Source organism: Nocardioides lijunqiniae (assembly GCF_015024225.1).
GTDB classification, from domain to species: domain Bacteria; phylum Actinomycetota; class Actinomycetes; order Propionibacteriales; family Nocardioidaceae; genus Nocardioides; species Nocardioides lijunqiniae.
In genome coordinates, this window is record NZ_JACJGM010000021.1 from 90,117 (window position 1) to 108,761 (window position 18,645).

At 73.3% G+C, this 18,645-nt stretch carries 20 protein-coding genes; 14 read left to right on the plus strand and 6 right to left on the minus strand.

What is annotated here, in order from left to right; all coding sequences use genetic code 11:
- The first annotated feature begins 22 nt into the window (after positions 1 to 22).
- Positions 23 to 547 carry a calcium-binding protein gene (locus IRQ30_RS14225; RefSeq protein ID WP_193613587.1) on the plus strand — a complete coding sequence of 175 codons (525 nt, stop codon included), beginning with the start codon at positions 23 to 25 and terminating at the stop codon, positions 545 to 547.
- Here the strand turns inward: IRQ30_RS14225 and IRQ30_RS14230 are convergent.
- Positions 536 to 1,732 carry an FAD-dependent oxidoreductase gene (locus IRQ30_RS14230; RefSeq protein ID WP_193613588.1) on the minus strand — a complete coding sequence of 399 codons (1,197 nt, stop codon included), beginning with the start codon at positions 1,730 to 1,732 and terminating at the stop codon, positions 536 to 538. The two genes, IRQ30_RS14225 and IRQ30_RS14230, sit on opposite strands and share 12 nt — an antisense overlap.
- Positions 1,733 to 1,778: 46 nt before the next feature.
- Between IRQ30_RS14230 and IRQ30_RS14235 the strand changes: the two genes are divergently transcribed.
- The gene (locus tag IRQ30_RS14235; protein ID WP_193613590.1) at positions 1,779 to 2,186 is read left to right on the plus strand and encodes a nitroreductase family deazaflavin-dependent oxidoreductase; all 408 of its coding nucleotides are present in this window, start codon (positions 1,779 to 1,781) and stop codon (positions 2,184 to 2,186) included.
- Here IRQ30_RS14235 and IRQ30_RS14240 read toward each other — a convergent pair.
- Together IRQ30_RS14240 and IRQ30_RS14245 are read right to left on the minus strand one after the other, a co-directional pair.
- Positions 2,152 to 2,913: a ceramidase domain-containing protein gene (locus IRQ30_RS14240; protein WP_338089710.1), complete on the minus strand. Its 762-nt coding sequence runs from the start codon at positions 2,911 to 2,913 to the stop codon at positions 2,152 to 2,154. The genes IRQ30_RS14235 and IRQ30_RS14240 overlap by 35 nt on opposite strands.
- Positions 2,914 to 2,995: 82 nt before the next feature.
- A complete protein-coding gene (locus IRQ30_RS14245; protein WP_193609595.1) occupies positions 2,996 to 4,285 on the minus strand; it encodes a citrate synthase in 1,290 nt (429 codons plus the stop codon).
- Positions 4,286 to 4,588: 303 nt separating this feature from the next.
- Here IRQ30_RS14245 and rplM point away from each other — a divergent pair, with 303 nt between their 5' ends.
- From rplM to glmM, 3 genes are read left to right on the plus strand one after another with little or no spacing between them, the layout of a single operon-like run.
- Positions 4,589 to 5,032, plus strand: coding sequence for a 50S ribosomal protein L13 (gene rplM, locus IRQ30_RS14250; RefSeq protein ID WP_193613592.1), 444 nt, complete (start codon positions 4,589 to 4,591; stop codon positions 5,030 to 5,032).
- Between the two features lie 33 nt (positions 5,033 to 5,065).
- Positions 5,066 to 5,566: a 30S ribosomal protein S9 gene (gene rpsI / locus IRQ30_RS14255; protein WP_193609593.1), complete on the plus strand. Its 501-nt coding sequence runs from the start codon at positions 5,066 to 5,068 to the stop codon at positions 5,564 to 5,566.
- 17 nt (positions 5,567 to 5,583) lie between these two features.
- Complete coding sequence (gene glmM / locus IRQ30_RS14260; protein ID WP_193613594.1) at positions 5,584 to 6,930, plus strand: phosphoglucosamine mutase; 1,347 nt, start codon at positions 5,584 to 5,586, stop codon at positions 6,928 to 6,930.
- Between the two features lie 172 nt (positions 6,931 to 7,102).
- On the opposite strand, the gene coaA is transcribed toward glmM, so the two are convergent.
- A complete protein-coding gene (gene coaA, locus IRQ30_RS14265) occupies positions 7,103 to 8,089 on the minus strand; it encodes a type I pantothenate kinase (protein WP_193613596.1) in 987 nt (328 codons plus the stop codon).
- Between the two features lie 65 nt (positions 8,090 to 8,154).
- Here coaA and glmS point away from each other — a divergent pair, with 65 nt between their 5' ends.
- Together glmS and IRQ30_RS14275 are read left to right on the plus strand one after the other, a co-directional pair.
- Positions 8,155 to 9,999, plus strand: coding sequence for a glutamine--fructose-6-phosphate transaminase (isomerizing) (glmS, locus tag IRQ30_RS14270; protein WP_193613598.1), 1,845 nt, complete (start codon positions 8,155 to 8,157; stop codon positions 9,997 to 9,999).
- Between the two features lie 28 nt (positions 10,000 to 10,027).
- Complete coding sequence (locus IRQ30_RS14275) at positions 10,028 to 10,381, plus strand: holo-ACP synthase (RefSeq protein ID WP_193609589.1); 354 nt, start codon at positions 10,028 to 10,030, stop codon at positions 10,379 to 10,381.
- A 188-nt stretch (positions 10,382 to 10,569) separates the two neighbouring features.
- Here the strand turns inward: IRQ30_RS14275 and IRQ30_RS14280 are convergent, their stop codons facing one another.
- Positions 10,570 to 11,493 carry a hypothetical protein gene (locus tag IRQ30_RS14280; protein ID WP_193613600.1) on the minus strand — a complete coding sequence of 308 codons (924 nt, stop codon included), beginning with the start codon at positions 11,491 to 11,493 and terminating at the stop codon, positions 10,570 to 10,572.
- A 141-nt stretch (positions 11,494 to 11,634) separates the two neighbouring features.
- Between IRQ30_RS14280 and IRQ30_RS14285 the strand changes: the two genes are divergently transcribed.
- Genes IRQ30_RS14285 through tsaD form a run of 7 tightly spaced genes read left to right on the plus strand, consistent with a single transcriptional unit; the run spans position 11,635 to position 18,385 of the window.
- Positions 11,635 to 13,083, plus strand: a complete 1,449-nt coding sequence (locus IRQ30_RS14285; protein ID WP_193613602.1) for an NAD(P)H-hydrate epimerase — start codon at positions 11,635 to 11,637, stop codon at positions 13,081 to 13,083.
- Between the two features lie 30 nt (positions 13,084 to 13,113).
- Positions 13,114 to 14,268 carry an alanine racemase gene (gene alr / locus IRQ30_RS14290; protein ID WP_193613604.1) on the plus strand — a complete coding sequence of 385 codons (1,155 nt, stop codon included), beginning with the start codon at positions 13,114 to 13,116 and terminating at the stop codon, positions 14,266 to 14,268.
- Entirely contained in the window at positions 14,265 to 15,350 is a 1,086-nt protein-coding gene (locus tag IRQ30_RS14295) for an alpha/beta fold hydrolase (protein WP_193613606.1), read from the plus strand. Before alr ends, IRQ30_RS14295 begins: the two co-directional genes overlap by 4 nt.
- Complete coding sequence (gene tsaE, locus IRQ30_RS14300) at positions 15,347 to 16,237, plus strand: tRNA (adenosine(37)-N6)-threonylcarbamoyltransferase complex ATPase subunit type 1 TsaE (RefSeq protein ID WP_193613608.1); 891 nt, start codon at positions 15,347 to 15,349, stop codon at positions 16,235 to 16,237. The genes IRQ30_RS14295 and tsaE overlap by 4 nt, the downstream gene beginning before the upstream one ends.
- Before the next feature lie 12 nt (positions 16,238 to 16,249).
- Complete coding sequence (gene tsaB, locus IRQ30_RS14305) at positions 16,250 to 16,882, plus strand: tRNA (adenosine(37)-N6)-threonylcarbamoyltransferase complex dimerization subunit type 1 TsaB (protein ID WP_193613610.1); 633 nt, start codon at positions 16,250 to 16,252, stop codon at positions 16,880 to 16,882.
- The gene (locus tag IRQ30_RS14310; RefSeq protein WP_193613612.1) at positions 16,879 to 17,334 is read left to right on the plus strand and encodes a GNAT family N-acetyltransferase; all 456 of its coding nucleotides are present in this window, start codon (positions 16,879 to 16,881) and stop codon (positions 17,332 to 17,334) included. Before tsaB ends, IRQ30_RS14310 begins: the two co-directional genes overlap by 4 nt.
- A gap of 4 nt (positions 17,335 to 17,338) precedes the next feature.
- Complete coding sequence (tsaD, locus tag IRQ30_RS14315; RefSeq protein WP_193613614.1) at positions 17,339 to 18,385, plus strand: tRNA (adenosine(37)-N6)-threonylcarbamoyltransferase complex transferase subunit TsaD; 1,047 nt, start codon at positions 17,339 to 17,341, stop codon at positions 18,383 to 18,385.
- A 77-nt stretch (positions 18,386 to 18,462) separates the two neighbouring features.
- Here tsaD and IRQ30_RS14320 read toward each other — a convergent pair.
- A partial coding sequence (locus tag IRQ30_RS14320; protein WP_193613616.1) for a hypothetical protein occupies positions 18,463 to 18,645 on the minus strand: 183 nt, incomplete at its 5' end.

Consider the following 18,645-nt stretch of genomic DNA (forward strand, 5'->3'; position numbering starts at 1 on the left):
CCGTCGGTGGGAGGATCGGCCCATGAGCCCGCGCACCCGCACCCTCGCCGCCGCCCTGATCGCCACGCTCCCGGTCGTCCTCGCCGTCGCCCCGGCCGACGCCGCCGTACGCCGGGGTGACGACCGTGCCAACACCCTCGTGGGCACCCCGCGCGGCGACAGCATGTGGGGCTACGGCGGCGCCGACCGACTGCGCGCCGGCGGGGGAGACGACGCGGTGTGGGGTGGCGCCGGCAAGGACCGCCTCAACGGCGGCAAGGGCGAGGACTCCCTGTGGGGCGGCGGTGGCAACGACACCATCGACACCGGGCGCGACGGTCGCGAGGACCGTGCGTGGGGCGGCGCGGGCAAGGACACGATCTACGTCTTCGGCGACGACTCCGCCTGGGGCGGCGGCGGCGACGACCGGATCTTCGCGACGTACGCCGACGACGACCTCGAGGTCCGCTGCGGCCCCGGCCAGGATGTCGTGATCTTCAACGCCCCGGTGCCGGAGGAGGCCACGGTCCACGGCTGCGAGACCGTCAAGGTCGTCTCAGCGGGCTGAGCCCTCGTGCGTCGGCAGCGCCCACGCCGACCACGGTGAGGTGCGGTCGCCCAGCAGGGTGGCCACCATCTGGCCCGTCATGCCGGGCACGCGCATCACAGCCGGCGCGAGCAGGTCGCGCGGCCAGGCCAGCGGCGTGAGGTCGCTCTGGAAGACCGGCATCATCAGGCGGGTCAGCCACTGGTACCACCGCACGTGTCCGGCCCGGCCGGCGGCGTAGGCCGCGAGGGCGCGGGGCACGTCGGCCTGCCCGGCCAGGGCGTGGTCGAGCGCCCAGGCGTCTGCCAGCGCGAGGGAGGTGCCGGTGCCCAGCTGCGGGCTCATCGCGTGGGCGGCGTCGCCGACCAGGACCGCGCCTCGGGCACCGTCCACTCGGTACGGCGTGCGGGTGGCGACGTCGCGGTAGCCCGCCGGAAGGAGCTCCTCGACGCCGTCGAGCAGCGGCGCGAACCGGCCGGCGAGCGGACGGGCCCCCTCGCGCCAGGCGGGGAGCCCGCGGGTGACCACGGCGTGCATGTCGCGGCGCCGCACCGACCAGAAGACGGAGCTACGGTCCTGGCCGGTGGGCAGGACGCCGAGGTACTCGCGGGTGCCGCGCAGGCTCTGGAACAGGCAGTCGGCGGCGAGGGCCTCGGGGTCGTCGACGATCGCCCACAGGGCGCCGTACTCGTACTCGCGGTCGCGCACGGTGACGTTCATGCTGCGCCGGACCGACGACCGGCTGCCGTCGCACCCCACCACCAGGTCGTACGACGAGTGGTCGCCCGAGGGGGTCTCGACCGTGACGCCGGCGGTGGTGGGCCGCACCCCCGACACCGGCACCCCCAGGTGGACCGGCACGCCGCGCGCCAGCACGGCCTCGTGCAGGAGCCCGAAGAGCGCGCCGCGATGGACCCCCAGCGCGGGCGCCGCGCCCGGCACGGCGTCGTAGCCGAAGTCGAGCAGCTCCCGACCGGTCGATGTCTCGATCCTGACCCGCGACACCGGTCGGGACACGGCGGCCAGCGGCTCCAGCAGGTCGATCCGGTCCAGCACGGCCTGCCCCATCGCCTGCAGCCAGATGCCGGCCCCCACCGGGCGCGGGTCCTCGGCCTGCTCGAGGACCGTCACGTCCACGCCGCGGTCGGCCAGCAGGCAGGCCAGCGTGGCGCCGCCCATGCCGAGTCCCACGATCCCGATGCGCATGGGCCGCACCATTTCACATGCGGCTCCGACCGTGGAGACTCAGGCCATGAGCGACTTCAACGACCAGGTCATCGCGGAGTTCCGGGCCAACCACGGCCAGGTGGGCGGGCCCTTCGAGGGCGCGCCGCTGCTGCTCCTGCACAGCACCGGCGCGAGGTCCGGCCAGGAGCGCGTCAGCCCGATGATGTACCTGCCCGAGGGGGAGCGCTACGTCGTGTTCGCGTCCAAGGCCGGCGCCGACGACCACCCCGACTGGTACCACAACCTCAAGGCCCACCCCGACGCCCGGATCGAGGTCGGGGACGACGAGGTGGCGGTGCGCGCCGTCGAGGTCACCGGCGTCGAGCGCGACCGGCTCTACGCCCAGCAGGCCGAGCTGTTCCCCGGGTTCAAGGAGTACGAGGCCAAGACCTCGCGGGTCATCCCGGTCGTCGCGCTGGTGCCTGCGGGCTGAGCTCACGCGGCGGTGCGCCCACCGGTCGCTCGCTGACGTAGAGGCGGAACAGGCACCAGGCGCTCACGGCGCAGAGCAGGTGCCACACGCCGTGGCCCTGGTAGAGCGACGTCGGGAAGCAGAGGGCCGAGCCGTCCTTGGCGGTGGTCCAGATCGCCAGCGCCACCAGGATGCTGCCCGTGGCCGCCCAGGCCCAGCGGGTGTCGAGGACGAGGCGTCCACCCCGGGCCACCCGCGACTCCAGCCACAGGGCGGTGGCCAGGCCGACGCCGAACGCGAGGTTGCCGGCGTGGCCCAGCCACGGCACCTCGCCGAGCAGCGCGACGAGCTCGCAGACGACCAGGACGGCGAGGTAGACGGCCGCGAGGAACGCCGGCCCCCGCTGCCAGTGCCGCATGGCGGCGTACGCGACGGCGAAGCCGGCGATGAGGTACATGCTGGCCATGTCGAGGTGCCCGCCGAGCTCGGTCTCGGTCGCGTGCATGGCCATGCTGGCCGGGCCCAGCAGCACCACCACGCAGGCGTACGCCGTGGCCAGCCCCGGCCGCCGGGCGAGCGTGCCGGCACCCAGCCCGCCGGGTCGTCCCGCCTGTCGGGCGACCAGGAGGCCGGCGACGACGAAGCCGAGGTTGCTGAGCGTGTTGACGGGCTGTCGCACCGTGCCCGTGGCGGCCTCGCAGAAGTCGGCTCCGCGGTCGACGTCCGCGCCCAGCCAGCCGCCGGCCACCGCCAGCGCGAGCAGTCCCAGGGACAGGAACGCGACAGCCCCCGCCCAGACGAGGGGCGGGGGCTGGCGGACGTTCAGCTGACTACGCCCAGCGCTCGGAGGCCGGCACGAAGTCCAGCCGGCGGTCGCCGGTGTAGATCTGCTTGGGCCGCGCGATCTTCTGCTCCTTGTCCTGGACCAGCTCCAGCCACTGGGCCAGCCAGCCCGGGGTGCGGCCGATCGCGAAGAGGACCGTGAACATCTCCGGCGGGAACTGGAAGGCCTCGTAGATCAGGCCGGAGTAGAAGTCGACGTTGGGGTAGAGCTTGCGCTTGACGAAGTACTCGTCCTCGAGCGCGATCTTCTCCAGCTCCAGCGCGATGTCGAGCAGCGGGTTGGTGCCGGTGACCTCGAAGACGTCCTCGGCGGACTTCTTGATGATCTTGGCGCGCGGGTCGTAGTTCTTGTAGACCCGGTGGCCGAAGCCCATGAGCCGCTCGTTGCCGTCCTTCACGCCCTTGATGAAGTCGGGGATGTTCTCCTTCGACCCGATCCGGCGCAGCATCCGCAGGACGGCCTCGTTGGCGCCGCCGTGCAGCGGGCCGAACAGGGCGCCGACCCCCGCCGACACGGCGGAGTAGGGGTCGACCTGGGTGGAGCCGACCGAGCGCACGGCGTTCGTCGAGGCGTTCTGCTCGTGGTCGGCGTGCAGGATGAACAGCACGTCGAGGGCCTTGACCAGCCGCTCGTCGGCCTCGAACTTCGACTCGCTCATCTTGAAGAGCATCGAGAGGAAGTTGGCGGTGTAGCTCAGGTCGTTGTCGGGGTAGACGTACGGCTTGCCCTGCGCGTGGCGGTAGGACCAGGCGCCCAGCGTGGGCATCTTGGCGATCATCCGCACGATCTGCATGTGCCGGTTGTCGGCGTCGCTGATGTTGCGGGCGTCGGGGTAGAAGGTCGACAGGGCGCCGACGGAGGCCATCAGCATGCCCATCGGGTGGGCGTCGTAGCGGAAGCCCTGCATGAACGTCTTCACGTTCTCGTGCACGAAGGTGTGGTACGTGATCTCGTGCACCCAGGAGTCGTACTCCTCCTTGGTGGGCAGGGCGCCGTGGACCAGCAGGTAGGCGACCTCGAGGAAGTTGGACTTCTCGGCCAGCTGCTCGATGGGGTACCCGCGGTACTCGAGGATCCCCTTGTCGCCATCGATGAAGGTCACGGCGCTGCGGCAGGAGGCGGTGTTGACGAAGCCGGGATCGTAGACGGCCAACCCGGGCTCGTCCTCTCCCGTCTTGATCTTCCCGACGTCGGCGGCCTTGATGGTGCCGTCGAGGATCGGTACGTCGTACTCCTGTCCGGTGCGGTTGTCTCGGACGGTGAGAGAGTCAGTCACGTCGTCCAACCTAAACCGCGCATGGTCGGGGCGCGAACCCCGTGTCCATGTTCGTGCATCCGGGGCCTCGGGCGGGACCGCCCCGGGGCGGCCTCGCGCGAGGTCCCGCCCCCGGCGTTTTGACCCCCGTGGCGCGGGCGCCGTAGTCTTGCCGGTCGCGACTCCTGCCGCGTCCGGACCTGCTCATGACGGCCCGGATGCAGTCCCGGACACCAAGCCGGGCCGTGTTCGTCAGAAGACGCAGCTCCACCGCCCGGAAGTCTCATCCGACGGGCCCCCACGAACGAAGAGAGAAGAACCGTCTTGCGCACGTACAGCCCCAAGCCCGGCGACATCCAGCGCGACTGGCACGTCATCGACGCAGAGGACATCATCCTCGGCCGTCTCGCCGTCGAGGTCGCCACGCTCCTCCGCGGCAAGCACAAGCCGATCTACGCCCCGCACATGGACACCGGTGACTTCGTCATCGTCGTCAACGCGGAGAAGGTCGCCCTCACCGGCAGCAAGCGCACCACCAAGCTGGCCTACCGCCACTCCGGCTACCCGGGCGGTCTCACCTCCACGCCCATCGGCGAGGTCCTCGACAAGGACGCTCGCAAGGCGATCGAGAAGGCCGTGTGGGGCATGCTCCCCAAGAACAAGCTCGGCCGCGCCCTGATGAAGAAGCTCAAGGTCTACTCGGGCCCGAACCACCCGCACTCGGCCCAGCAGGCCGTCCCCTTCGAGATCTCGCAGATCTCCCAGTAATCATCGACGTCGAAAGCAAGGTTGAGGAACACAGTGGCTGACACCAGCACCGAGGTCGAGGAGACCTACGAGACCGACGAGCAGGGCGTTGCCTACAGCTCCGAGAGCTCCGCGTCCGCGGACACCCCCGCCCGCCCGGCGACGATCGCCCCCGCGGCGGCCACCGGTCGCCGCAAGGAGGCCGTCGCCCGCGTGCGCATCGTCCCCGGCACCGGCGTGTGGACCGTCAACGGTCGCACGCTCGACTCCTACTTCCCGAACAAGCTGCACCAGCAGGTCGTCAACGAGCCGTTCGCCGAGCTTCAGCTCGAGGGCCGCTTCGACGTCATCGCGCGCATCCACGGCGGCGGCATCACCGGTCAGGCCGGCGCCCTGCGCCTCGGCGTGGCCCGCTGCCTGAACTGGATCGACACCGAGGCCAACCGCCCGGCCCTCAAGAAGGCCGGTCTGCTGACCCGCGACGCCCGCGTCATCGAGCGCAAGAAGGCCGGTCTCAAGAAGGCCCGCAAGGCGCCTCAGTTCAGCAAGCGCTGATCGCGGCGTAGCACCACATGCCGCGCATCTTCGGCACGGACGGGGTCCGGGGCCTGGCCAACGGTCATCTGACCGCTGAGCTGGCCCTGGACCTTTCCGTTGCCGCCGCCCGCGTCCTCGTCGACCGCGGGGAGTACGCCGGGCCACGGCCGATCGCCGTGGTCGGGCGGGACACCCGGATCTCGGGGCAGTTCCTCGAGCACGCCGTCGTGGCGGGGCTGGCCTCGGCCGGCGTCGACGTCGTGCGGCTGCGGGTGCTGCCGACGCCGGGCGTCGCCTACATGACCCACGCCCTGGGCGCCGACCTGGGCGTGGTCATCAGCGCCTCGCACAACCCGATGCCCGACAACGGCATCAAGTTCCTCTCCCGCGGCGGCCTCAAGCTGGACGACGCCGTCGAGCGCGACATCGAGGCGCACCTCGAGATGGCCTGGGAGCGCCCGACCGGCGGCGAGGTCGGCCGCGTCTCGCCGTACGCCACCCCGGTCGAGGAGTACGTCGACCACCTGCTCTCCACGATCCAGCGGCCGCTGAGCGGCCTCAAGGTGGTCCTGGACTGCGCCCACGGCGCCGCCCACGAGGCCGGCCCCCGGGCGCTGCGGCTGGCCGGCGCGGAGGTCGTCGCGATCGGCGTCGAGCCGGACGGGCTCAACATCAACGACGGCTGCGGCTCCACCCACCTCGGCCCCCTGCGCGAGGCCGTGCTGGAGCACGGCGCCGACGTCGGCTTCGCGCTCGACGGCGACGCCGACCGCTGCCTCGCGGTCGACCACGAGGGCAACACCGTCGACGGCGACCAGATCCTCGCGGTCCTCGCGATCGGGATGGCCGAGTCCGGGCTCCTGGTCAAGGACACCGTCGTGGCCACCGTGATGAGCAACCTCGGGTTCGTGCAGGCCATGAAGGCCGCCGGTCTCGGGGTGCGCCAGACCAAGGTCGGCGACCGCTACGTCCTCGAGGCCATGCGCGTCTCCGGCTACACGCTCGGCGGCGAGCAGTCCGGCCACGTGATCATGAGCGACCACGCCACCACCGGCGACGGCATCCTCACCGCCCTGCACGTCCTCGACCGGATGGTGGCGACCGGCCAGAGCCTCGCCTCGCTGGCGGGGGTCGTGACCCGGCTGCCTCAGGTGCTCGTCAACGTGCCCGGGGTCGACAAGACCCGCGCCGACGACGACCCGGTCCTCGCCGCGGCCGTCGCGGAGGAGGAGTACGCCCTCGGCGACACCGGCCGGGTGCTGCTGCGCCCCTCCGGCACCGAGTCCCTGGTCCGGGTCATGGTCGAGGCGCCGACCCAGGAGCTCGCCCAGGACGTCGCCGACCGGCTCGCCGCCGTCGTGCTCGCCCAGCTCGCGCTCTGACGCGGAGCGTCTCGCCCTCGCGGGGGAGTTTCACCGGGTACCCGGTGAAACTCACGCTTCCGGCAGGAAGCTTCGGCCGGGAAGCGTGAGTTTCCGCCGGGCAGTGGGGCGCGAGGGACGGAAGTGACGGGCGCTCTGCGCAGTCGGCGCGCTCCCCCCGTCGAATGGGTCGCTACAGCTTGCGCAGCCGGACGTAGCGGACCGAGTGGTCCCGGTCCTTGCGCAGCACCAGCGTGGCGCGCGAGCGGGTGGGCAGGATGTTCTCGACCAGGTTGGGGCCGTTGATGCCGTCCCAGATGCGCTCGGCCTCGGCGACCGCCTCCTCCTGGGTCAACGCGCCGTACTTCGCGAAGTAGGAGCCTGGGTCGCGGAACGCCGTCTCGCGCAGGCGCAGGAACCGCGAGACGTACCAGTCGCGGATCTTGTCGCGCCCGGCGTCGACGTAGACGGAGAAGTCGAAGAAGTCGCTCAGCGTCAGCCCGGCGGTGCCGTCCTCGCGCACGCGCGCCGGCTGGAGGACGTTGAGGCCCTCGATGATGACGATGTCGGGGCGCTTGACGACGACCTTCTCGCCGGGGACGACGTCGTAGACGAGGTGGGAGTACGTCGGTGCCTCGACCTCGTCCTTGCCCGACTTGATGTCCACCACGAAGCGCAGCAGGGCGCGACGGTCGTAGGACTCGGGGAAGCCCTTGCGGTGCATCAGGCCGCGGCGCTCGAGCTCATGGTTGGGGTAGAGGAAGCCGTCGGTGGTGATCAGGGCGACGTTGGGGTGCTCGGGCCAGTGGGCCAGCATCTGCTGCAGCACGCGCGCGGTGGTCGACTTGCCGACCGCCACGGAGCCAGCGAGCCCGATCACGAACGGCGTGCGAGGCGGGTTGCGCTGGTGCAGGAACGCCTCCTGCTCGCGGTGCAGCTTGCCCGCGGCCTCGACGTACAGGCTCAGCAGCCGGCTCAGCGGCAGGTAGACCTCCTGGACCTCGTCGAGGTCCAGCTGGTCGCCGAGCCCGCGCAGGTTGCGGATCTCCTCGACGCTGAGCGGGTTCTCGGTCTCCGCGGCCAGCGCAGCCCACGCCGCACGGTCCAGCTCGACGTACGGCGAGCTCTCCCGGTGTGCGTCGTCGTGGCCACCGTTGCGATGGCCCCCGCCTGTCGACATGCGGGGATTCTTGCAGCAGCGGGTGCGGGCCGGAGGAGCGGCGTCCCACCCTTACAGTGGGGCCCATGTGTGGCATCGTCGGATACGTGGGCCCGAAGCAGGCCCAGCAGGTCGTCATCGAGGGTCTGCGACGGTTGGAGTACCGCGGCTACGACTCGGCGGGCGTGGCCCTCGTGGTCCAGGGCACGCTGGCCTCGGAGAAGCGCGCCGGCAAGCTCGCCAACCTCGAGAAGGCCATCGCCGACGCACCGCTCCCGGAGTCGACCACCGGCATCGGACACACCCGCTGGGCCACGCACGGCGCGCCCAACGACGCCAACGCGCACCCCCACGCCGGCGGCGCGCGCCGCGTGGCGCTCGTGCACAACGGGATCATCGAGAACTTCGCGACCCTGCGCACTGAGATCGAGACCTCCGGCGGCGTGCTGCTCTCCGAGACCGACACCGAGGTCGCCGCCCACCTGCTCGAGACGCTGGTCGTCTCCGGCCTCGACCTGACGACCGCCATGCAGGAGGTCTGCCGCCGCCTCGAGGGCGCCTTCACGCTCGTCGCGGTCGACAGCCAGGACCCCGACCGGGTCGTCGCGGCGCGCCGCAGCTCGCCGCTGGTGGTCGGCATCGGCGACGGGGAGAACTTCCTGGGCTCCGACGTGGCGGCGTTCATCGAGCACACCCGCGAGGCCATGGAGCTCGGCCAGGACCAGGTCGTCACGATCACCCGCGAGGGCGTGGAGGTCACCGACTTCGACGGCGCGCCCTCGGAGGGCAAGCGCTACCACGTCACCTGGGACCTGTCGGCCGCCGAGAAGGACGGCCACGACTGGTTCATGCGCAAGGAGATCTTCGAGCAGCCGCGCGCGGTCGCGGACTCCCTGCTGGGGCGACGCAACGAGGAGGGGTTGCTGCAGCTCGACGAGATGCGCCTGTCCGACGACGAGATCCGCGACGTCGACAAGATCATCATCATCGCCTGCGGCACGTCGTTCTACGCCGGCATGGTGGCCAAGTACGCCATCGAGCACTGGACGCGCGTGCCCGTCGAGGTCGAGCTGGCCTCGGAGTTCCGCTACCGCGACCCGATCCTCGACTACTCCACCCTGATCGTGGCGATTAGCCAGTCGGGCGAGACCGCCGACACCCTCCAGGCCATCCGGCACGCCCGCACCCAGCGCTCCAAGGTGCTGGCGATCTGCAACACCAACGGCTCGACCATCCCGCGCGAGTCCGACGCGGTGATCTACACCCACGCCGGCCCCGAGATCGGCGTCGCCTCCACCAAGGGCTTCCTCACCCAGCTCGTCGCCTGCTACCTGCTGGCCCTCTACGTCGCCCAGGTCAAGGGCACCCGCTACGGCGACGAGATCGACGAGATCATGCAGCAGCTCGAGGCCATGCCGGGCCACATCGAGACGGTGCTGGAGTCCGCGGAGACCGTCTACGACCTCGCCCGCAGCCACCTCGACACCCGCTCGGTGCTCTTCCTCGGCCGCCACGCCGGCTACCCGGTGGCCCTCGAGGGCGCGCTGAAGCTCAAGGAGCTCGCCTACATCCACGCCGAGGGCTTCGCCGCGGGCGAGCTCAAGCACGGGCCGATCGCCCTGATCGAGGAGGGGCTGCCGGTCCTGTGCGTCGTACCTCCCCAGGGTCGCGACCAGCTCCACGGCAAGATGATCAGCGGCATCCAGGAGGTCCGGGCCCGCGGTGCGCGCACGATCTGCCTGGCCGAGGAGGGCGACACCTCGATCGAGCCGTACGCCGACGTGCTGATCCGACTGCCGAAGGTCCCGGTCCTGCTCCAGCCGCTGGTCTCGGTCGTGCCGCTCCAGCTGTTCGCCTGCGAGCTGGCGACCGCCATGGGCCACGACGTCGACCAGCCCCGCAACCTCGCCAAGTCCGTCACCGTCGAGTGAGCCGGCACCGAGTGAGCGGGCACCGACCGTGGCGGTGATCGGCGTCGGCATCGACGTGGTCGACATCGAGCGCTTCGGCGAGTCCCTGGAGCGCACGCCCGGTCTCTCCGCCCGCCTCTTCACCCCCGCCGAGGCGAGCCGCCCGCTGGCGTCCCTGGCCGCGCGCTTCGCCGCCAAGGAGGCCGTGGCCAAGGCCCTCGGCGCGCCGGTCGGCATGTCGTGGCAGGACGCGGAGGTCGTCAACGAGGCGTCCGGCCGTCCCCTGCTCGAGATCCGCGGCTCCGTGGCCGCCCGTGCCGCCGAGCTCGGCGTCGCCCACGTCCACCTCTCCCTCTCCCACGACGCCGGCATCGCGTCCGCCGTCGTCGTCCTCGAGTCCTGACCCCTCCGGCGTAGCTTCTGGTACGGGTTGGGCGGGTTGGGACATGGGTCGTGTGCCGGAGGCAGCGCTGCGGCGCTGCGTGGGGCACACGACCCAGGTGGCGCGCGGCCTCGATCCCGCAGCTGGGTCAGTCGGATGCGGTGGTGGGTCGCGCGGGCCTGGGGGTGGGTCGTGTGCCGCAGGCAGCGTCAGGCCGCCGCGCCTGGCACACGACCCGGCAGACCCAGCGCCACCAGGTCGATCGCGACCTCCCCAGGCTCGTGGCGCAGCTCGAAGGCGGAGCAGCGCAGGATGGTCCGCGTCGACGTGGTGATGCGGCGTGCGCGTCGGAGGTCGGCGCGCCACTCGAGCGCCTCCATGTGGAACGACCCGTCCACCCCCAGCACGAGCACGGAGCCGTCGGGCAGGTCCCACTCGCAGTCGGTCCACCGCACCTTGCCCGCGCGATCGGTGCGCGGCCGCTGGCGCAGGGGGAAGGGCATGGCGAAGCGCAGGCACATGCGACGCACGTCGAGCTCCGCCATCGACTGGACCCCGTCGTCGATGGAGCTCAGCGTGGCCTTGAAGGGCTTGGCCCGCCGCAGTGGCCGCAGCTGGTCGACCCACTCGACCAGCCGTGCCGCCGTGGTCAGCCGCTGCTGCACGACGGCCGCCAGGATGCCGTGAGCGGCACGGGGCTCAGCCTCGTACGCAGCCCAGAGGAGCACCGCGGGCTCGAGATGGCAGCGGGGCAGCCCGGGCCGCGGCGAGCGGAGCCGCTCGTACGGTCGTCGGGTACGGAAGAACCGCACACCGTCGACGGGCTCGAAGGCCAGCTCGTCGTCCACCAGCACGCACACCTGACGCCGCGGCCACCCGTCCAGCCCGTGCGTCGCCGCGGCGGTGAGTCCGCCCAGCATGCTGCGTGGCCCCGCGTGCAGCACGGCGAGCCACAGTCGCTGCGTCGGGTCGAGGGTCCCGGTCGTGACGCTGATGACTCGCGGCGTCCGCTCGGCCCACCGTCCGGCTGCGAGGTTGTTGCGGACGCGACCCCAGTCGACGCCGCGGTCGTTGAGCTGGCGGCGCGCGACCAGCCCGCGCTGCTCGCGGAGCAGCTGTTCCAGTGACTGCATCCACGAGGTATGCCCGGAATCGAGATGCTGCCGTGCGTTGTCCACAGGAGGCGGTGATCGGAGCTGGGTCGTGTGTCGCAGGCAGCGCCGGGGCCCGGTCTCCGACACACGACCTGCCACCGCCCCCGCTAGCGTGAGTCCATGAGGCGCGCGCACACGGTCGAGCAGGTACGCGAGGCGGAGGCGGCGCTGCTGGCGCGGCTGCCCGAGGGGGCGCTGATGCAGCGTGCCGCGCACGGGCTGGCCTACGCGGTGCTCGAGCTGCTGGGCTCGGCCTACGGGCGCCGCGTGCTGCTCCTGGTCGGCGCCGGCGACAACGGCGGCGACGCGCTCCACGCCGGTGCCGTGCTCGCCCGGCGCGGCGTGGCCGTCGAGGCGTGGCTGCTGTCCGATGCCGCGCACGAGGGCGGGCTGGAGGCGCTGCGGGCGGCCGGCGGGCGGGTCGTGTGGCGCCGCCGGCGCCCGGGCGCTGCCTCCGGCACACGACCCGACGCGACCGCCTCCACCAGCACCACCGGGACCTTCGACGTCGTGGTGGACGGGATCACCGGGATCGGGGGGCGGCCGGGGCTGCGCGAGGAGGCGACGGCCGCGCTGGCCGAGCTCGACGGCGTGCCGGTCGTCGCGGTCGACCTGCCGTCGGGCGTCGGCGTCGACACCGGCGAGCTCGACGGGGGGCACGTGCGTGCGGACCTGACCGTCACGTTCGGCACGCTCAAGGCCGCCCACCTGGTCGACCCGGCCGCCTCCGCGTGCGGCGCCGTCCAGCTCGTGGACCTCGGTCTCGACCTGCCCCCGGCCGACATCGAGGCCCTGCAGCCCGCGGACGTCGCCGTGCTGCTGCCGCGCCCGGCCGAGGACGCCCAGAAGTACGCCCGCGGCGTGGTCGGCGTCCGGGCCGGCTCCGACGAGTACCCCGGCGCCGGGCTGCTGAGCGTCTCCGGCGCCGCCAGCGGGCTCGCCGGCATGGTCCGCTACGTCGGCGACGCCGGCGTGGCCGGGCGGGTGCGCGACGCGCACCCCGAGGTCGTGGGCGACGGCCGCGTCCAGGCGTGGGTGGTCGGCTCCGGGAGCGGCCAGCACGCCGCGGCCGAGCTGGCCGCCGTGCTCCGCGACGGGGTGCCGGTCGTCGTGGACGCCGACGCTCTCGCCCACCTAGAGGGACCGCTCGACGTGCCGGCCGTGCTCACCCCGCACGCCGGCGAGCTCGCCGCGATGCTCGGCCGCGACCGCGCCGACATCGAGGCGCGGCCCCTGGTCCACGCCCGCGAGGCCGCCGAGGCCTACGGCTGCGTCGTGCTGCTCAAGGGCCGCCACACCCTGGTGGCAGAGCCGCCCGGGCAGGGCGGCCGCACCCGGGTCACCACCACCGGCAACCCCTGGCTCGCCACCGCCGGGGCCGGCGACGTGCTCGGCGGCCTCATCGGCGCGCTCCTGGCCGCCGGGCTCGAGCCCTTCGACGCCGCCTCGGTCGGGTCCTGGCTGCACGGGGCGGCGGCCACGACGGCCGGGGCCGGTGGGCCGCTGGTGGCGGGCCAGATCGCGGGCGCGGTGCCTGCGGTCGTCCGCGGGCTCCCGCCGCTCGGCTGACCAGTCGTCGCGGATGGGACAATCGACCCCATGACCAGACCGCGGGCCGAGATCGTCGTCGACCTCGCCGCGATCCGCCACAACGTCCGGACCCTGCGCCGCACCGCGGGGGTCCCGGTCATGGTCGTCGTCAAGGCCGACGGCTACGGCCACGGCATGGCGCAGGTGGCCGCCGCCGCGCGAGCGGCCGGCGCGGAGTGGCTCGGCGCCGCCACGCTCGACGAGGCGCTCGCCCTTCGCGCCGCGGGCGACACCGGCCGGGTCCTGTGCTGGCTGACCGTCCCCGGTGAGGACTACGCCGCCGCGCTGGCCGCCGACCTCGACGTCACCGCCTACTCCGTCGCCGAGCTCGACGAGATCGCCGCGGCCGCCTCCGACTCCGACTCCGGCTCCGCCACCGGCCCTCGGCCCGCCCGGGTCCAGCTCAAGGTCGACACCGGGCTGTCGCGGGGCGGCGCGTCGGAGCGCGACTGGGAGGGCCTCTTCGCCCGTGCCCGGGCCGGCGAGGAGGCGGGCCGGTGGCGCGTCACCGGCGTCTGGTCGCACCTCGCCTGCAGCGACGACCCCGACCACCCCGCCAACGACGCCCAGGAGGCGACGTTCCGCAGGGCCCTGGAGGCCGCCGAGCGGGCCGGGCTGCGCCCGGAGGTGCGCCACCTCGCCAACTCCGCGGCCACCCTGCTGCGTCCCAGCAGCCGCTTCGACCTGGTGCGCTGCGGCATCGCCTCCTACGGCCTCGACCCGGCCCCGGGCGAGACCGACGACATCGGTCTGGTGCCGGCCATGACCGTGCGCGCGCGACTGGCCCTGGTGAAGGCGATCGCGGCCGGTGACGCGGTCTCCTACGGCCACACCTGGACCGCCGACCGGCCCACCACCGTCGGCCTCGTGCCGGCCGGCTACGGCGAGGGCGTGCCCCGCCAGGCCGGCAACGTCGCCTCCGTCGCCGTCGGCGGCCGGCGACGCCCGATCCGCGGCCGGGTCTGCATGGACCAGGTGGTCGTCGACCTCGACGGCGATCCGGTGGAGGCGGGCGACGAGGTCGTCCTGTTCGGCCCCGGTCGCGACGGCGAGCCGACCGCCCAGGACTGGGCGCAGTGGTGCGACACCATCAGCTACGAGATCGTGACCCGCATCGGGGGCCGTCTGACCCGCTCCCACGTCGACAGCGAGGCCCCCGCATGAGCGTCCACCGCCGCATCGTCGGCATCGCCGCCGGCGCGGTCGGCCTGGCCGCAGCCGGTACGGCGGTCGAGGTCGCGCGCCGCAACCACGCCATCGGCGGCCGGCGCGACGTGACCGACGCGTTCGGGACCCTGCGCTCGGCCCCCGTCAGCGTCATCGCCGAGGACGGCGTCCCGCTCCACGTCGAGGTCGACGCGCTGACCGAGGCGCCGCCCACCCAGCGACGGTGGTCGCGCCGCGGGCCCGACCCGGAGGTGACGGTCGTCTTCGTCCACGGCTACTGCCTCAACCTGGACGCCTGGCACTTCCAGCGCGGCGCCTACCGCGGCCTGGTCCGCACCGTCTTCTACGACCAGCGCTCCCACGGCCGCTCCGGACGCTCCAGCAACGAGAACGCCACGATCGAGCAGCTCGGCCGCGACCTCAAGCAGGTCGTCGACGAGGTCGTCCCCGACGGCCCGGTGGTCCTGGTGGGCCACTCGATGGGCGGGATGTCCGTCGTCGCCTTCGCCGAGCAGTTCCCCGAGCTGATCGGGGACCGCGTGGTCGGCGTGGGCCTGATCTCCACCACCGCCGGCGGTCTCGACGTCGGCCGGGTCCTGCTGCCGCTGCTGCCCAGCCGGCTCAGCGGGCGGCTCACGAGCGGGGCGGTGCGCACGCTGCGCCGCGGGCACCGCTCGGTCGACACGTTCCGTCGCATGGGTGCGGCCGTCGCGCGGGTGACGACCGACGTGTTCGCGTTCGGCGACAAGGTCCCGGCCGCCTACGTCGAGTTCGTCGACGACATGCTGTCGGCGACGCCGTTCGAGGTGGTCGCGGAGTTCTTCCCCAGCTTCAGCAGCCTCGACAAGTTCGACTTCGTGGAGGTGCTCGGGCGGGTCCCCACCTCGGTCGTCTGCGGCACCGAGGACAAGATGACCTCGATCGGCCACAGCCGCAAGCTCCACGCCCGCATCGCCGGGTCGCGGCTGCTCGAGTGCGAGGGCGCGGGCCACATGGTCCCGCTGGAGCGCCACGACCAGGTGACCGCGGAGCTGGACCAGCTCATCACCGCCGCCACCACCCGGGTGACGGGCCGGTGACGCTCTCCGTACGGCGCGTCGGCCACGAGTCGGCCGCCGTGGTCCACCACATCGTCCACGAGGCGTTCGCGAGCCGCCCGGCACTCGACCCGCCGGCCGACGCGCTCAGCGAGACCGTCGAGTCCATCGGCACCCGCCTGGCGCTCAACGGCGGGCTCGTCGCGCGGGTGGGCGACGAGCCGGTCGGCGCCCTGCTGTTCGACCCGGTGGGCGACTCCGTCTACCTGCGCCGCTTCGGGGTACTGCCGGCCGCCCAGGGCCACGGGGTGGCGGCGGCCATGGTCGCCGCCGCGGTGGACGCCTGGCCGGGCAGGGCCCGGCTCTCCGTCGTGGCCCGCGAGGAGCTGCCCGCGACGGTCGCCTTCTGGCAGCGCCGCGGCTTCGCCCAGGCCGACCGCCGCTACCCCTACGTCGAGCTGTCCCGGCCGCTGCCGCGCAGCTTCGACGTGCCCACCGCCGACGACATGCACGCCCTCGGGGTGCGCCTCGCCGGCGAGCTGCGCGCGGGTGACCTGCTCGTCCTCTCGGGCGGGCTCGGAGCGGGCAAGACGACGTTCACCCAGGGGCTCGGCGAGGGGCTGCAGGTGCGCGGCGGCGTCACCTCGCCGACGTTCGTCATCGCCCGCGTCCACCCGTCGCTGGTGGGTGGGCCCGACCTCGTGCACGTCGACGCCTACCGGCTCGGCGGCCTCGACGAGCTCGACGACCTCGACCTCGACACCTCCCTCGACGAGGCGGTCACGGTCGTCGAGTGGGGGGAGGGGATGGCCGAGACCCTGTCCGACTCCCGCCTGGAGGTCCGCATCACGCGCGCCGACACCGCCGACGGCGAGCTGGACCCGCGCCACGTCGAGGTCCTCGGCGTCGGCACCCGCTGGGCGCATTAGTAGGTTCGTCCCGTGCTCCTTGCGTTCGACACCGCCTCGCCCACCGTCACCGTCGCCCTGCACGACGGTGAGGACGTGGTGGTCGAGCTGACCTCGGAGCGGTCGATGAAGCACGGCGAGCAGCTCGCGCCGCTCATCGAGGAGGCCCTCCAGCGCGCCGGCATCGTGCGCCAGGACCTCACCGCGATCGCCGTCGGCGTGGGCCCCGGGCCGTTCACCGGGCTGCGCGTCGGCCTGGTCACCGCCCGCACGCTGGCCCACGTCCTGGAGCTGCCCGTCTACGGCGTGTGCTCGCTCGACGTCCTCGCCGCCGAGGCCGCCGGTCAGCTGCCCGGACCCTTCGTGGTGGCCACCGACGCCCGTCGCAAGGAGGTCTACCTCGCCTCCTACGACGACGGTGGCGTGCGGCAGGCCGGCCCGGACGTCGCCAAGCCCGACGTCGTGGCCAGCGAGCTCCCGGTGGTGGGGGAGGGCGGGGCGCTCTACCCCGCGGCGTTCCCGGCCCACACCGGCCCGCTGCGACCCAGCGCCGGCTGGCTGGCCCGGGTGGTCACCGAGGAGCTCGCCGAGCTCTACGACCCCGACCCGCTCTACCTGCGCCGTCCCGACGCCGAGAGCCCGCGCCCGCCGAAGCGGGTCTCGTGATCCGCTCGGCCACCCCCGCCGACGTCGTCGCCATCGCTGACCTGGAGTCCGACGCCCTCGGGGCCGACGCCTGGTCCGAGGGCCTGGTGCGCGAGGGGGTCGAGGGCAACCTGCCCACGGTCCACTACGTCGTCGCCGACGACGACGGCCTCGCCGGGTACGCCGTCGCGAGCGTGGTGGCCGACATCGCCGAGCTGCAGCGGATCGCCGTCCGCGGCGACCGGCGCCGCGGCGGCGTGGCCACCGAGCTGCTGGACGCCGTCGTCACCCTGGCCGCCGACGGGGGTGCCGACAGGCTGCTCCTCGAGGTGCGCGACACCAACGCCCCCGCCCTCGCGTTCTACGCGGCCCGAGGCTTCGTGGAGGTCGACCGTCGGCCCCGCTACTACCGCGACGGATCGCCGGCCGTGGTCATGCGCCGTGCGCTCGGCCCCGCCTGCGGGGGAGGATGATCCCGTGAAGCACGAACCCCTCGTCCTCGGCATCGAGACCTCGTGCGACGAGACCGGCGTCGGTGTCGTCCGCGGGCACACCCTGCTGGCCGACGCCGTCGCGAGCAGCGTCGAGGAGCACGCCCGCTTCGGCGGCGTCGTGCCCGAGGTCGCCAGCCGCGCCCACCTCGAGGCGATGGTGCCCACCATCGAGCGGGCGTGCGAGACCTCCGGCATCAAGCTGCGCGACGTCGATGCGATCGCCGTGACCAACGGCCCCGGCCTGGCCGGCGCCCTGCTGGTCGGCGTCGCGGCGGCGAAGGCGCTGGCGCTCGGCCTCGGCAAGCCGATCTACGGCGTCAACCACCTCGCCGCCCACGTCGCCGTCGACCAGCTCGAGCACGGCGCCCTGCCCGAGCCGTGCCTGGCCCTGCTGGTCAGCGGTGGCCACTCCAGCCTGCTCAAGGTCACCGACGTCACGACCGGGGTCGACCCGATGGGCGCCACCATCGACGACGCCGCCGGCGAGGCGTTCGACAAGGTGGCCCGCCTGCTCGGCCTGCCCTTCCCCGGCGGCCCCCACATCGACCGGGTGGCCCGCGATGGCGACAGCGTCGCCATCGACTTCCCGCGCGGGCTCAGCGCCCGACGCGACCTGGAGCGGCACCGCTTCGACTTCTCGTTCTCGGGGCTCAAGACCGCCGTCGCCCGGTGGGTCGAGGCTCGCGAGCGCGCGGGGGAGCCGGTGCCGGTCAACGACGTCGCCGCGAGCTTCCAGGAGGCCGTCTGCGACGTCCTGGTGCGCAAGGCACTCGACGCCGCGTCCAGCGAGGGCATCGAGGACCTGCTGATCGGCGGCGGGGTGGCTGCCAACTCGCGCCTGCGCGCGCTGGCCGAGGAGCGTGCCTCCAAGCTCGGCATCCGCGTGCGCGTGCCGCGCCCCGGCCTGTGCACCGACAACGGCGCCATGGTCGCGGCGCTCGGCGCCGAGATGGTGGCCCGCGGGCGCCCGGCGTCGCCCCTGGACCTGCCTGCCGACTCCAGCCTGCCGGTCACCAGCGTCCTGGCCTGACGCCGACGCACGTCGCGCCGCCGACCGCTGCTGCGGGTCGACGGCGCGATCGTGAGGCCGCGGTCGTGGGGCGTGCGTCAGTTGATGGTGCCGGGCGCCGCGTCGGCGTCGTCGATCCAGTCCTGGCCGTCGTCGAAGAGGTCGCGGTCGCCGCGACGCTCCTGCTCGACCTTGCCGCCGCCGTTGCGGCCACGCCCGGCCGCCGCTCCGGCAGCCGCGGCGCCGCCACGGCGTCCGCCGGCGGCTCCACCGCCGGCACC